This is a genomic window from Burkholderia sp. Bp9143 (assembly GCF_003853645.1).
GTDB lineage: Bacteria > Pseudomonadota > Gammaproteobacteria > Burkholderiales > Burkholderiaceae > Burkholderia.
Genome location: NZ_QTPO01000027.1, coordinates 81587 through 96111, shown reverse-complemented (window position 1 = coordinate 96111; position 14525 = coordinate 81587). Strand labels below are relative to the sequence as shown.

At 68.0% G+C, this 14525-nt stretch carries 9 protein-coding genes; 3 read left to right on the top strand and 6 right to left on the bottom strand.

What is annotated here, in order from left to right; all coding sequences use genetic code 11:
- Positions 1-63 precede the first annotated feature (63 nt).
- Complete coding sequence (locus DIE23_RS21130) at positions 64-1998, bottom strand: DUF3857 and transglutaminase domain-containing protein (protein ID WP_124613929.1); 1935 nt, start codon at positions 1996-1998, stop codon at positions 64-66.
- 333 nt (positions 1999-2331) lie between these two features.
- Here DIE23_RS21130 and DIE23_RS21125 point away from each other — a divergent pair, with 333 nt between their 5' ends.
- Positions 2332-2517, top strand: coding sequence for a hypothetical protein (locus tag DIE23_RS21125; RefSeq protein ID WP_124613910.1), 186 nt, complete (start codon positions 2332-2334; stop codon positions 2515-2517).
- A gap of 119 nt (positions 2518-2636) precedes the next feature.
- Positions 2637-2795: a hypothetical protein gene (locus DIE23_RS39625; protein WP_185646503.1), complete on the top strand. Its 159-nt coding sequence runs from the start codon at positions 2637-2639 to the stop codon at positions 2793-2795.
- 112 nt (positions 2796-2907) lie between these two features.
- On the opposite strand, the gene DIE23_RS21120 is transcribed toward DIE23_RS39625, so the two are convergent.
- The 3 genes from DIE23_RS21120 to DIE23_RS21110 all read right to left on the bottom strand — a co-directional run bounded on the left by DIE23_RS21120 (position 2908) and on the right by DIE23_RS21110 (position 6678).
- On the bottom strand, positions 2908-3228 hold the full coding sequence (locus DIE23_RS21120) for a DUF1840 domain-containing protein (RefSeq protein ID WP_124613928.1): 321 nt from the start codon (positions 3226-3228) through the stop codon (positions 2908-2910).
- A 318-nt stretch (positions 3229-3546) separates the two neighbouring features.
- The gene (locus tag DIE23_RS21115; protein WP_124613909.1) at positions 3547-4548 is read right to left on the bottom strand and encodes an OmpA family protein; all 1002 of its coding nucleotides are present in this window, start codon (positions 4546-4548) and stop codon (positions 3547-3549) included.
- A 159-nt stretch (positions 4549-4707) separates the two neighbouring features.
- A complete protein-coding gene (locus DIE23_RS21110; RefSeq protein ID WP_124613908.1) occupies positions 4708-6678 on the bottom strand; it encodes an APC family permease in 1971 nt (656 codons plus the stop codon).
- Positions 6679-7192: 514 nt separating this feature from the next.
- Between DIE23_RS21110 and DIE23_RS21105 the strand changes: the two genes are divergently transcribed.
- Complete coding sequence (locus DIE23_RS21105; RefSeq protein WP_124613907.1) at positions 7193-8056, top strand: crotonase/enoyl-CoA hydratase family protein; 864 nt, start codon at positions 7193-7195, stop codon at positions 8054-8056.
- 51 nt (positions 8057-8107) lie between these two features.
- Here DIE23_RS21105 and pdeR read toward each other — a convergent pair whose 3' ends face one another.
- Complete coding sequence (gene pdeR / locus DIE23_RS21100; RefSeq protein ID WP_124613906.1) at positions 8108-10111, bottom strand: cyclic di-GMP phosphodiesterase; 2004 nt, start codon at positions 10109-10111, stop codon at positions 8108-8110.
- A 672-nt stretch (positions 10112-10783) separates the two neighbouring features.
- Positions 10784-14422: a hydantoinase B/oxoprolinase family protein gene (locus DIE23_RS21090; protein WP_124613905.1), complete on the bottom strand. Its 3639-nt coding sequence runs from the start codon at positions 14420-14422 to the stop codon at positions 10784-10786.
- Between the last annotated feature and the right edge of the window lie 103 nt (positions 14423-14525).

Below are 14525 nucleotides of genomic sequence, written 5' to 3'. Positions count from 1 at the left end.
TGCGTCGGCCGGTTCGGCCGCGCGTGCAATCGCGCCGGGCACCGCTTCCGCCGCGCGCGACGTTCAACGTTGCCTTGCCCGCACGACGATCTGCGCCTGCGTGTCGCGTTCGATGCGTTCGAGCGACGTGCGCAGCGCGGCGAATTCATCGGCCGTACAGACCTGTCGGCCGAACGCCGCCGTCATCCTGCGCGTGACCTGCACGACGTGCGCGGCCGCATCGAAGACGTAATGCGACGTGAAATCGACGAAGCGGTCGTGCACGGCCGTATCGGCCGGCAGGTCGGTCACCGCGACGTCGGCCGGCAGCGCGATCTGGCCGGTCTCGTCGAACGTGCCGCCGAGGCATACCCACGGCTGGGTGCGCACCGGCTCGGCCAGCCAGCCCTCGACCTGCGTCGCGATGCCGCCCGTGACGCTCGACAGCGCGGGCACGGCCGTCGTGCCGTCCGGCCACACGAAGTGATCGAGCGTGCCGACATACGTGACGTCGAACGGTCCGTCCGTCGCGCGGCGATCGCCGGTCGATATCCGGGCACGGCCGCGCAGCCCGCTTTGCCGCAGGCGTTCGTTCGCGAGCTGCCGGATGCGGTCGGGCGCCGCGCGGCGAAACAGCGTGCGTTCGAGCTCCGCGGTCCAGCCGTCGTCCTCCACCAGCGCGTGAAACTGCGCGGCGCCCGGTTGCGCCGCGTCGATCGCCACGCGCGCCGCGCGGCGCTTCGGCTGCGTGGCCGGCGTGCGCGACAGCACGCCGGTATCGACGAGCAGCGCCGGCCGGTCCATCACGATCGGCGGCAGGTAGCCAAACGCAATGCCGGTCGTCGTGGTGTCCGCGTAGAGGCCTAGATCGGGCAGCCACGTGATCGCGTGATTGATCGCGCCGCCGCCGTAACCCGGCACCGACGGCAGCGTGTACACGGAGCCGAGATTGATCAGCACCGGTTCGCTGCGGATGCCGATCGCCGCGAGCAACGCGCCGAACAACGCGACGTGGTCCTTGCAGTCGCCATAGCGGTTGCGCAGGATGTCCGTCACGCGATGCGGCGCGGCGGCCGTCTCGCCGAGAAAAATCGCGACGTAACGCACGTTCGCTTGCACCCAGTCGTACAGGATGCGCGCCTTGTCGTGCGGATCGGCGGCGTCGGCGGTAAGCGCGCGCGCCAGCCCCTCGACGGCCGGATCGTTCACGCTCGGGTCGACGGCCGCGTTCCGGTAGCGCGCGGCGAACGCGGCGTAGTCGGGCAGCGTGGACACAACGAGCCGGTCCCCGTAGGTCGGATAGCCGACCGAGCCGTTCTCGATCCGGTCGTACGGGCCGTGCCGGTAATCGAATGCGTAGCGCGTGCGGCCGTTCGCGGTCACCGGCGGCAGCGCGACGTAGCCGCGCGCGTCCGCATGCAGCGGCATGTCGGCCGGTACGTCGAAGATCAGCCGCTGGTTCTCCACCGGCTCGCGCGACGGTTCGACGGTGTAGCCGAAGTAACCGGCGTTGACCGGCCTCGTGCGCGACTTGCGGAACGCGATGCGCGTGCTCGACCCCGCCTCGACGCCGGGAAAAACGACGGTGCGCAGCAACCCGTCCTGGAAGGTCGGCGCGCCGGCCGAACGTGGCTCCTGGACGTCGCGGACGCCGTCGGGGCCGACCGGATGCGCGGCGCCGTCGCGATCGATCGTCTCGGCCGCGACCAGGTCGACCTTCTCCAGGTTCTTGTCGAACCACACGTAGCGCTGCGCGATCGCATCGATCCCGTTCGCATCGTTCGCACGCAGCGTCGAATCGTCGTCCTCGTCGAGCGAGCCGTCGTGCTGGATCACGAATACATGGACATCGCTGATGAGCGTCACGGGCGCCTCGTCGCCCGTGTCGGCGAACGCGGGACGCACGAGCGCCAGCGCGACCGCGGCGGCGGCGGCGGCGGCGGCGGCGGCGGCGGCAACCGCGAACACAACGGTGCGGCCCGGCAGCCTGCCGGTCGATCGGAACGGAAAACGCACCACGTCGAAGCTCTCCGCGCGTTCGTGTTCATCTCGGGACGCAACGGACACGCATGCGCGCACGCCGCGCCCCGTCGTCCAGCCCAGTGTGGGTGACGTGCCCGCGAGCGTCAAGCCGCGGCGCGGCGGCCCGCGCCGCCACGCACCGGGCGGGCGAGGAAGCGCCGCGCGCGTCGCGCAGGCGGGCTGGCGCACTTTCACGACCTGCTCCGCGCCCGATCGCTTTTTATATCACGCCATGACATATAATCAAGACAGCCAAAGCGTGCATGCGACGTCGCCGAAACGAATGACGATCCGATGAATTCGACACGCCGACATGGGGAAGGAGACATCATGCTGATCAACACCGATTTCGAAATCGGCTATCTCGTGATCGCGTTCGCGCTGCTGGGCGTGATCCTGATCGGTGCGCTGCTGACCGCGCTGCATCTCGAGCGGTGGTATCCGAAGCTGGTCGGCGCCGCGATCGGCGCGCTGCTCGGGATCGCGCTGATCGAAGCGATGCCGATGCTGACGTAAACACGGCCTGGCCCTCGTTCGTGCGCCCCGCTCCTGCCGCGACGTGCGCGTTTGCGACATGCGCGTTCGCAACGCGGGGTCGGAACGACCGGTACCGGCCGCAACCTGCCGGAGGCGACATGGAAAACACTATCGTCGTGACCGTCTTGCTGCTCGCGGTCCTCGTGTTCGCGGTGCTGTTCTTCGCGGAACGGCGCAGCCGCGACAGCACGCGCGACCGGCTGCTGCATCGCTCGTCGCGACGTTCGGCACGCTCGCATACGCACCACCATTCGTAGGCGGAAAGCGCCACCGCACAAAAAACGGCCGACGGTTCGGCGCCTTGCGACGCCAGGCCGTCGGCCTTGCAGCGGAGGTCCGGTTCCCGGGCAGCCGGCGCGCGTCGCGCGCCTACACAATCCACATCACGTGGCGGCCCTGTTCACGGGCCGCACGCATCATGTCCAGCAGCGGCCACGCGCGTTGCGCGAGGTTGCCCGCATACGGCGACAGCTCGCTGCGCCGCGCCTGCGTCGAACGCTCGTGCGCGCTTTCCCGCTCCGCGTCATCCCTGATCGCCTGCTCGAGCCGCGCGATCGCGCCCGGCAATTCGTCGGTGGAAATCACGCCGCGCACGTCGAGCTCCTTGCCGACGAGCCCCAGCAGGTACTGCGCCAGATCGCGCAACATCACGATATCCGGTGCGGCAGATGACCGAAACGTAACCATCATCGTCATGCCCCCCTGTCGTCGCCACCAAGCCGGGCGACGTTGTCCGCCGCCGGTCGCGGCGAAACCCGCGGCCGTCCTGCCGCGCCCGGCCGCCGCCCCGTTCTTCCAAACCGGACGTTCGCCCGGCACGACGCGCGCATCGCGCGGCCGGGTTCGTTTGCGGCGGAGTGGCCGGATGACAAGAAGGCCTGCTTTTATTTTATTTCGCGTTGTGATGCATTCAAGCATCCGGCCCCGGAACGAACCCATGTGTGCCGCGAGATCGACGATCGACCGGACGACGCGTGCGCGGCGGCGCATGCGTCCGGTCGGGGGATGTTATTGCTGCACGAGTTCGACGCGGCGATTCTGCGCGCGGCCCGCGTCGCCGCCATTGGACGCGACCGGCGACAGCGACGCGACGCCCTTCGCGACCAGCCGCGCCGGCGCGATCTTGTACGTCGTCTCAAGCGCCTGCGCGACGGCCTCCGCGCGCTTTTGCGACAGGTCGGCGTTGTGCGCGAATTGCCCTTGATTGTCGGTATGCCCGACGATGTACACCTTCAGCGCCTGGTTCGCCGTCAGCAGCTTCGCCATCTCGTCGAGCTGCGGCTTCGACTCGGCCTTTACCTGTGCCTTGTCGGTGTCGAAGTAGATGCCGTACAGCGCGACCTTGCCCGTCGCGGCCAGCCCCTTCTGCAGCGCACCGGAATCGAGCACCTTGACCTGCCCGGTCTGCATCGGCTTCACCTCGACGACTTCCTCGTAGACGAGCGTCCGCTTGTTCGATGCCGAATCGTCCATCACGTGCAGGAACACGTATGCGTCGCCGGACGCGCGCGGCAGCTTCGCGAGGATCGTGCGGTGCTTGTCGCCGAAGTACGTTTCGCCGCCGCCCGACTTCATCATCTTGTTCGAGCTGATCACGAACTTCTGGAAGTCGAGACCGTTGCCCTTGCCGCACTGATCCTGCGTACAACGAAAGAGAATCTGGAATCCGCCTTTCTGCAATGCGTCGAGATAGTTGCGCTCGACTTCCAGCGTCGATTTGTTGCCGCCGATCGTGTACGCGACACGGGTCACCTTGCCTTCCAGCGCCAGGCCCTTGGCTGCCTGGTAGTCGTCGATCGGCTGGCTCGGCAGGAACGCCTCGTCGAACGCGGTCTGTGAATAGGCGTTGATGGTCGCGCCCGTGAAGCGCGTGAGCAGCGGATGGTCTTTCGAGCCGGGCACGTCGCCGGCGGCGCACGCGAGCGCGGAAAGCGACAGCAGCGCGGCGGCGGACAGCGCGCGCGGGCCGTGGCGCAGGAAACGGGTGGCAGTCGTGGCTGCGATCGTCATGAAGTCTCTCGGAAAGAATTGTTGTTGGTTCGAAGCGCGCGAATCTTGCCAAATCTTTCCGGGCAATTCTTCAAATTATTTTCTATTGCTTACGATATGACGCCACGCGTCAGGTTGAATCGTTTTCATCGGCCGGCGCTTCCCGTTTCGGCCGCCCCGCTACCCGACATTCATCGGCAACAGCACCATCTGCCGCCCCTCGACGTGCAGCCGCGCCTGCAGCTCGACCGGCGTCTGGTTGTGCAGCCACGCGGTCAGGAAATTCACGCGCCGGAAGATCAGCTTGCTCGCGAAGCACACGGCGTTCGGATAGGCATCGAGCGTCGACGACGCGAGGTTCATGAATTCGACGACCGGGTTCGTGCCGAACGCGATCCGGTAGTCGGCCGCGATGCCGTTGCGACGGCAGTGCGCGACGTAGTAGTCGAGCGATTCGGTGATCGTGTGACGCAGGCGCTCGAGATGCTCGTGCCCGTCGTACGCCTTCGCATCGACTTCGCCCACCGCGAGAAAGATCACGTTGCGGAAGTGCCCGGGAAACAGCCGGTTGACCCACAGCAGCGCGTGCATGCTCGCACCGCGATGCTTGCCGACCAGCAGCACGGCCGTCGGCTGCGACGGATCGGGCCGGCCCGGCGCGGCAGCCTCGTCGACTGCCGGCGGCGGCCCCGAGAACAGCGCGTCTTCCTTCGCGAGCTGCGTGCGCGTGTACGCGTAGTGGCGGTTGATCATGACGCACAGCGCGATCACCGCGCTCGTCACGAGCACCGTGAGCCAGCCGCCGGCCGTGAACTTCTCGATCAGCGTGATGACGAGCACGGTCGCCGTCACGCTGAGCCCGAGCGCCGACAGGAAGAAGTGCTTGAACCAGCCGCGATCGCTGCGATGGTGCCACCAGTACGTGCATAGCCCGAGCAGCGACATGCTGAACGTGAGGAACACGTTGATGCTGTACAGCACGACGAGCACGTCGACGTTCCCGTGGGTCCACAGCAGGATCAGGAGGCTCGACAGGCCGACGACGATGATGCCGTTCTGCCGCACGAGGCGTGTCGACAGGTCGCGGAAATGGCGCGGCACCCACGAGTCCGACGCCATGTTCGACAGCACCGCCGGCCCGTCGAGAAACCCCGTCTGCGCGCCGACCAGCAGCAGCCCCGCCTCGAACGCGAGCACGGCCGCGAGCAGCGCGTGGCGCGCGAACGCGGAGCCGAGCCCGAGATGGTCGATCACGCTGCCGAACACGACCGCGTTCAGCGTCTCGCCCTCGACGGGCCGCGCATGCCACAGCATGTACAGCAGGATGATGCCGCCAGCCGTGAACGCGAGCGACGTCGACATGTACCACATCGTCACCTTGCCGTTCGGCACGCGCGGATCGGCGAGCATGTTCACGTTGTTCGACACGGCCTCGAGGCCCGTATAGGTGCCGCCGCCGAGCGAGAACGCGCGCATCAGCAACGCGAGCATCACGAACACGCCGAGCGATTGCGACATCCCGTGCGCCTCGTGCACCGCGTCGGGTACGATCGCCGCCAGGTTGCTGCCGTGCACCGCGACGCCGTACACGATCAGCCCGAAGTGCAGCACGACGAAGCCGATGAAGATCGGCAGCAGCACCATGATCGATTCGCGCATCCCGCGGAAGTTGAGCCCCGTCATCAACAGGATCAGCACGATCTCGGTCGTGAGCTTGAACGCCTGCGCACTGACCGGCAGCAGGCTGAAGAACGCGTCGACCCCGCTCGCGAGCGACGTCGCGACGGTCAGCACGTAGTCGACCAGCAGCGCCGCGCCCGACACGAGGCCCGGCTTCGACCCGAGCAGCGACGTCGCGACGCGATAGCCGCCGCCGCCGGTCGGGAACAGCTCGATCACCTGGTTGTAGCCGAGCGCGATGATGAACACGGTCGCCGCGGTGGCGCATGCGAGGAACAGCGCAAGCGGCGTGTGGTGCGCGAGCGCGAGGAACGCCTCCTCCGGGCCGTAGCACGACGACGACAGCCCGTCCGCACCGAGTCCGACCCAGGCCAGCAACGGCGTCACGGCGATCGCATGGCGCGTGCGCGGATCGAGCGGGTCCAGCGGCTTTCCGACTAGCAGCCGCCACATCTTCTGGACTGCGGTCATGGTCCCCTCCCGGAACGCCGGGTGCGGCGGCGTCATCCTCTAAAGCTAGCCGACGCCCGGCCGCCGCACCAGTCCGCATATTCCATGAGACGCGGCCGACGGCGCGGTGTCGCTTTCAACGCGTAAGCATCCGGCACGCCGCACGTCTCCCGAAGCGGCATGCCTGCACTGCCCGCCGGCCGGCCGCGCGGGTCGCGCACGGCATCGTCATCCCGGCGGCCCTTACCGCCTTCACCGGCGCGGACGACCACGGGCCCGGTCCCGCTCATCTCCCCTCACCGTTGTCCCGTCGAGCGATCGCATCGATCGCATCGATCGCGTCATTCGCATGACTCGCACGGTTCGCATCGGACGGGACGCCCACCCGCGTCCCGGTCCTGCGTTGTTCCCCGCAATTCGACATTTGTGTGCGCGCAACAATGGCGGTGCCTCGCGGTCGGCGCCATCCGGGGGCAGGTTTCCACGACGCCGGTCGCGACGGTTTCTGGAAAACCACATCTCACGAGGACATACCATGCAACTCCAATCCCATCCGGCGTGCCGCCCGTTTTACGAAGCAGGCGAACTCACGCAGTTGACCGCGTTCTACGAAGAAGGCCGCAACGTCATGTGGATGATGCTGCGATCGGAGCCGCGGCCGTGCTTCAACCAGCAACTCGTCACCGACATCATCCATCTCGCGCGCGTCGCACGTGACTCGGGCCTGCCGTTCGACTTCTGGGTGACGGGCTCGCTCGTCCCCGAGCTGTTCAACGTCGGCGGCGACCTGAGCTTCTTCGTCGACGCGATCCGCAGCGGCCGCCGCGACCAGCTGATGGCCTACGCGCGCTCGTGCATCGACGGCGTGTACGAGATCTACACGGGCTTCGGCACCGGTGCGATCTCGATCGCGATGGTCGAGGGCAGCGCGCTGGGCGGCGGCTTCGAGGCCGCCCTCGCGCACCACTACATGCTCGCGCAGAAGGGCGTGAAGCTCGGCTTTCCCGAGATCGCGTTCAACCTGTTCCCGGGCATGGGCGGCTATTCGCTGGTCGCGCGCAAGGCGGACCGCGGGCTCGCGGAATCGCTGATCTCGTCCGGCGAGCCTCATGCGGCCGAGTGGTACGAGGATCGCGGGCTGATCGACCAGACGTTCGACGCGGGCGACGCGTACCTCGCGACGCGCACCTTCATCGACGTGATGAAGCCGAAGCTGAACGGCATCCGCGCGATGCTGCGCGCACGCGAACGCGTGTTCCACCTCACGCGTTCCGAGCTGATGGACATCACCGAGGAATGGGTTCACGCGGCGTTCACGATCGAGCCGAAGGATCTCGCGTACATGGAACGTCTGGTGATGCTGCAGAACCGGCGCGTGTCGAAGCTGCGCACGGTGTGATGTGAGCGAAGCGCCGCCGCGTCGGCGGCGGCGCCCGTCATGCGGGGAGGCTCAGGCGATCAGCCTGAGCTTCCTCGTCTCCGCGAGCCAGGCCTCGAAGGCCTGGGCCGGCATCGGCCGCGCGAAGTAGAAGCCCTGCGCGTGGTCGACGTTGATCTGCTTCAGGAATTCGGCTTCCGCATGCGTCTCGACGCCTTCGGCGACCACCGAGAAACTCAGCGCCCTCGCGAGCGACACGACCGAGCGCACCAGCGCCTGCGAGCGCGGGTTGCGGTCGATGCCGGTGATGAAGCTGCGATCGAGCTTGATCGAATCGAGCGGCAGCCGCGACAGCTGCGACAGCGACGAATAGCCGGTGCCGAAATCGTCGAGGTGAATCTCCGCGCCGAGCTGACGGAACTGCTTCATCAGTTCGTGCGCCGATTCCTCGTCCTCGATGAAGCTGCTTTCGGTGAGCTCGATGTCGACGAGGCTCGGCTTCATCCCCGCGCCGTCGAGAATCGACGCGAACTGATCGACGATGTTCATGTCCTGCAACTGCCGCGCGGACACGTTCACCGCGATCCGCACGCCGAGCCCCTTCGCCTTCCACGCGGCGGCCTGCGCGGCAGCGGTGCGCATCACCCAGCGGCCGAGCGGCGCGATCAGCCCCGACTCCTCCGCGAAGCGGATGAATTCGATCGGCGCGACGAGCCCGCGATCGGGCGATTGCCAGCGGATCAGCGCCTCGACGGCGTGCACGTCGCCGGTCGCGATGTCGACGACGGGCTGGTAATGCAGCACGAACTGCTCTTCCTCGAGCGCCTTGCGCAGGTTCGTGTCGAGCCACATGTACTTCGCGACCTTCTGGTTCATCTCGAGCGAGAACACGCGGTACGTATGCTTGCCCTCTTCCTTCGCGACGTACATCGCGGTGTCGGCGCTGCGGATCAGCGTTTCCAGCGAATCGCCATGCTGCGGATACATCGCGATGCCGATCGAGCAGCTCGTGTAGACCTCCACCAGCCCGAGGTGGATCGGTGTGCGCAGCCGCTCGAGGATGATCTGCGCGGTCGCCTCGAGCAGCGGCCGCGTGCCGTGCTCGAACAGCACGAGGAATTCGTCGCCGCCGAGCCGCGCGAGCGTCGCGCCGGACGGCAGGCAGCCGCCGATGACCGTGGACACGTCCTGCAGCAGGCGGTCGCCGGTGATGTGCCCGTAGTGGTCGTTGACGCGCTTGAAGTTGTCGAGATCGAGGAACAGGATGCCGACCTGGCCGCGCACGTCGGTGCGGTCCGCGGCCAGCGCGACGCGGATGCGCTCGCTGATCGCATGACGGTTCGGCAAGCCGGTCAGCACGTCGGTATTCGCGAGTTCGCTGAGCCGCTGCTGCGCGTTGCGCTCCTCGGTGACGTCGATGCCCGAGCAGATCAGGTACTGCTCGTCGGCGCCGCTGCCGCTCTGCACGAACTTGTTGCGGAACTGGAACAGGCGCGGGCCGTTGACCGTGTTGATGTAGCGCTCGACCGCGAACGACCGGTTGCTCGCGAAAAAGCCGGTGATGTTGGTGCGCGACTGCGCGCCCTGCTCGGCGCTCATGAACAGCTCGAACGCGCTGCGGCCGATCACGTCGACCTCGCGCTTGCCCGTCACTTCCTCGCACAGGCGGTTGAAGCGCTGCACCATGCCGTTGCGGTCGAGGATCACGACCAGCGAATTCACTTCCGACACGACCTGCTCGGCGAACGCGAGCCCGTGCGCGAGGTCGCTGGCGACGGACGCGGTATCGGAATAGGCGGAGGCCGTGCCGGCCCAATTGGTGGTATCGACCTTCCTGCCGACCAGATGGAGGCTGACCGGATCGCCGAACAGCGCGAGTTCGAGCACGAGGTGCGACGTGACGCCGGTGAGCGCGCGAATCCGCGCGGCCTGCTCGCCGCTCAGCGCAACCGCGACATTGGTCAGGCCGCGAACGGCGGCCAGTTCGAGTGCATTGCTGTCGCTGCCGAGGCGCCAGCATGGGCTGCGCGTACCGAGATGCGCTTCGAGCACGGCGCTTTCGTTTTCGTCATCCATGGACACGCCCCGATCCAGAAAAAACGCACAGTGTAGACGGAGGCGAGCTGGCCGCACCCGTCCCCCGGGCGCGCAGCGCGCACACCCGGCGAGGCAGTCGTGATGCCTGTGACAGCGGCCCTCGTTCCGTACTTGTTTCCAACTAATGCGACCCGGCGTTCGCGCATGTCGCGCGCAGGTTTTCCAAACGAATGGTGGAACCCATCTTATCAAATGACGATGAAGATTGGCACTCACATTTGGAACGGGGTGTCAAGGAATCGGAACTCGATTGGCACCGGGGCTTTTTCATGATTGGCGGGATGCGCGCAGGCAGGCGCAAGCGCGTCGAACCAGGCCGGCGGAATCGCCGGAGCGCCCCGTGGGACGGGGGTTTGCGGGAAATCGCGGCATCCCGGCAGCGACGCGCCGGCAGGTACCGTGGCGGGGTCGGATCGCATTGCGCCGCCCGCGGAATCGGGGATTTTCGGTGCCGTTCGCGCGTGAATGCGCGTCCTTATTCCCGTATTAGCTGCAATATCTCGCCGATCGGTGCGAGCGAATATATCGCCGGACCGCGCAGGCAATGCGGCGGCATGAATGGAACCGGTACGATTGGCCGGCCGGAACACGCGGAAACCGGCCGGCGGGCGCCCCGCCGCACGGCGTCCGCGTGCGTCAATGCCGTATCGCTCAGCCCGCCGCGCCGTAACCGCCGCCGCCCGGCGTTTCGACGACGAACACGTCGCCCGGTGCCATCTGCGCGCGGCCGATATGCTCGAGCGTCTCGACCGTGCCGTCCGCCCGTTCGATCGTGTTGCGGCCGAGCGCGCCAGCCTCGCCGCCCGCCGCGCCGAACGGTGCGTGGATCCGGTTGTTCGACAGGATCGACGCGGTCATCGGCTCGAGGAAGCGGATCCGCCGCACCGCGCCGTCGCCGCCGCGCCAGCGCCCCGCGCCGCCGGAACCCGCGCGCAGCCGGTGCGAGTCGAGCCGTACCGGATAGCGCCATTCGAGCACCTCCGGGTCGGTCAGGCGCGAGTTCGTCATGTGGGTCTGTACCGCGCCGACGCCCGCGAAGCCGTCGCCCGCGCCGCTGCCGCCGGCGATGGTCTCGTAGTACTGGTATCGATCGTTGCCGAATGTGAAGTTATTCATCGTTCCCTGGCTCGATGCGACGCAGCCGAGCGCGCCGTACAGCGCGTTGGTGATCGCCGACGACGTCTCGACGTTGCCCGACACGACCGCCGCCGGATACTCGGGGTTCAGCATCGAGCGCGCCGGCACGATCACCGTCAGCGGCTTCAGGCAGCCGGCGTTCAGCGGGATGTCGTCGCCGACCAGCGTACGGAACACGTACAGCACCGCGGCCATGCAGACGGCCTTCGGCGCGTTGAAGTTGTTGTCGAGCTGAGCGGACGTGCCGGTGAAATCGATCTCCGCGCGGCGTGCCGCGCGGTCCACGCGGATCGCGACGCGAATCTCGGCACCGTTGTCGAGCGGATAGCGGTATGCGCCATCCTGCAGCGCGCCGATCACGCGCCGCACCGCCTCTTCCGCGTTGTCCTGCACGTGTCCCATGAACGCGAGCACGACGTCGCGGCCGAACTGCCCGACCATCCGCCGCAGCTCGTCGACACCCTTCTGGTTCGCCGCGATCTGCGCGCGCAGGTCGGCCATGTTCTGCTCGACGTTGCGTGCCGGATAGCGGCCCGACGCGAGCAGCGCGCGCGTGTCGGCGTCGCGCAGCACGCCCGCCGACACGAGCTGCCAGTTGTCGATCAGCACGCCCTCTTCGTCGATGTGCGTCGAATCGGGCGGCATCGAGCCCGGCGTCGTGCCGCCGATGTCCGCATGGTGGCCGCGCGAGCCGACGTAGAACAGCGGCGTGTCCGAGCCGTCCGCGAACACCGGCGTGATGACGGTGACGTCCGGCAGGTGCGTGCCGCCGTGATACGGGTCGTTCAGCATGAACACGTCGCCGTCGCGCATGCGGCCGCGGTTGCGCTCGATCACCGTGCGGATGCTCTCGCCCATCGAGCCCAGGTGCACGGGCATGTGCGGCGCGTTCGCGATCAGGTTGCCGTCGCCATCGAAGATCGCGCACGAGAAGTCGAGCCGCTCCTTGATGTTCACCGAGTATGCGGTGTTCTGCAGCCGCAGCCCCATCTGCTCGGCGATCGACATGAACAGGTTGTTGAAGATCTCGAGCCGCACCGGATCGGCATCGGTGCCGAGCGAGCGGCGCGTCGGCAGCGGCGTCGTGCGCGTCAGCACGAGGTTGCCCTGCGCGGTCATCCGCGCGCACCAGCCGGGTTCGACCACGGTCGTGCCGTTCTTCTCCGCGACGATCGCCGGGCCGTCGATCGTGTCGCCGGCCAGCAGCGTGTCGCGCACGTACAGCGCCGCGTCATGCCATTGGCCGCCGGAATGGAAGCGCACGGCGCTGTGCGCGTGCGGCGCCGCGCCCTCGTCGCGCGGCACGAGCGGCGCGATCTCGACCGGCGCATCGGACCGGCCGATCGCCTCGACCGAGGCCAGTTCGGCGACCAGCGGCGTGCCGGGCATCAAAAATGCGTAGCGCTGCCGGTACGCGGCTTCGAACGCCTGCTGCATGGCGACGACGCTGCCGGCCGGCACATCGAGCGCGGAATCGGTGCCCTGGTAGCGCAGGTGCACGCGCCGCTCGGTCGCGATGCGTTCCGGCGGCACGCCCTGTTCGAGCAGCGCGCCGACCGCGTCGTCGGTCAGCCGGTCGAGCGCCGCGTTCAGCGCTGGCAGCGACGCGTCGGACAGCACGGCCTCCACCGCGCGCTCGCGCATCGCGGTCTGGTCGGCGAGGCCCATTCCGTAAGCGGACAGCACGCCCGCGAGCGGATGCGCGAACACCTGCGTCATCCCGAGCGCGTCGGCCACGCCGCACGCGTGCTGGCCGCCCGCGCCGCCGAACGTCGTCAGCACGTAGCGCGACACGTCGTGGCCGCGCTGCACCGAGATCTTCTTGATCGCGTTCGCCATGCTGCCGATCGCGATTTCCAGGAACCCTTCGGCGAGCGCCTCGGGCGTCTCGCGACGCCCCGTCGCCGCGTGGATCTCGTCGGCGAGCGCCGCGAACTTCGCGGCCACGCCGTCGCGGTCGAGCGGTTGGTCCGCGTGCGGACCGAACACGCGCGGAAAGTGATCGGGCTGGATCTTGCCGAGCATCACGTTGCAGTCGGTCACCGTCAGCGGGCCGCCGCGCCGGTAGGCGGCCGGCCCCGGGTTCGCGCCCGCCGATTCGGGCCCGACGCGCAGCCGCGCGCCGTCGAAGCCGAGCACCGAGCCGCCGCCGGCCGCGACCGTATGGATGCTCATCATCGGCGCGCGCATCCGCACGCCCGCCACCTGCGTCTCGAACACGCGCTCGAATTCGCCGTTGTAGTGCGACACGTCGGTCGACGTGCCGCCCATGTCGAAGCCGATCACGCGGTCGAAGCCGGCCGCGCGCGCGGCGCGCACCATCCCGACGATGCCGCCGGCCGGGCCGGACAGGATCGCGTCCTTGCCCTGGAACGCATCGGCGCGCGTCAGGCCACCGCTGCTCTGCATGAACTGCAGGTTCACGCCGGGCATCTCGTGCGCGACCTGCTCGACGTAGCGGCGCAGGATCGGCGACAGGTACGCGTCGACCACGGTCGTGTCCCCGCGCGACACCATCTTCATCAGCGGCGACACCTCGTGCGACACCGACACCTGCGTGAAGCCGATGCGGCGCGCGAGGTCCGCCAGCCCGCGCTCGTGCGCGGTGTAGCGATAGCCGTGGATCAGCACGATGGCCAATGCCTGCACGCCCGAGTCGAACACGCGGCGCAACGCCGCTTCCGCGCCCTGCATGTCGAGCGGCGCGACGACGTCGCCGTGCGCGCCGATCCGCTCGTCGACCTCGACGACGGTCTCGTACAGCGCATCGGGCAACACGATGTCTAGATCGAACAGGCGCGGGCGGTTCTGGTACGCGATGCGCAGCACGTCGCGAAAGCCGCGCGTCGTCGCGAGCGCGGTGCGTTCGCCCTTGCGTTCGAGCAGCGCGTTGGTCGCGACCGTCGTGCCCATCTTCACCATGTCGACGCGTTCGGGCGTGATCGGCTCGCCGTCGGCGAGACCGAGCAGGTGGCGGATGCCGGCCACGGCCGCATCGCGATACTGCTCGGGGTTCTCCGACAGCAGCTTGTGCGTGACGAGCGAGCCGTCGGGCCGGCGCGCGACGATGTCGGTGAAGGTGCCGCCGCGGTCGATCCAGAATTGCCAGCGCGCGGCGTCGGAGGAAACGGGGAAAGTGTGTCGGTCAGTCATGGCGATGAATGTGGAGCGTCGTTGAATCTAAGGACGAGCGCCGCCGCACGGCGCGCGTCGCGCGCCGCGTGAGGGCTTCGATGAAAAGGGAAAGTAAGGCGGC

Coding starts and splice junctions, on each gene's coding strand:
- DIE23_RS21115 (WP_124613909.1), bottom strand. CDS start 4,548: ATGACGATCGCAGCCACGACTGCCACCCGTTTCCTGCGCCACGGCCCG.
- DIE23_RS21105 (WP_124613907.1), top strand. CDS start 7,193: ATGCAACTCCAATCCCATCCGGCGTGCCGCCCGTTTTACGAAGCAGGC.
- DIE23_RS21120 (WP_124613928.1), bottom strand. CDS start 3,228: ATGATGGTTACGTTTCGGTCATCTGCCGCACCGGATATCGTGATGTTG.
- DIE23_RS21090 (WP_124613905.1), bottom strand. CDS start 14,422: ATGACTGACCGACACACTTTCCCCGTTTCCTCCGACGCCGCGCGCTGG.
- pdeR (WP_124613906.1), bottom strand. CDS start 10,111: ATGGATGACGAAAACGAAAGCGCCGTGCTCGAAGCGCATCTCGGTACG.
- DIE23_RS21125 (WP_124613910.1), top strand. CDS start 2,332: ATGCTGATCAACACCGATTTCGAAATCGGCTATCTCGTGATCGCGTTC.
- DIE23_RS21110 (WP_124613908.1), bottom strand. CDS start 6,678: ATGACCGCAGTCCAGAAGATGTGGCGGCTGCTAGTCGGAAAGCCGCTG.
- DIE23_RS39625 (WP_185646503.1), top strand. CDS start 2,637: ATGGAAAACACTATCGTCGTGACCGTCTTGCTGCTCGCGGTCCTCGTG.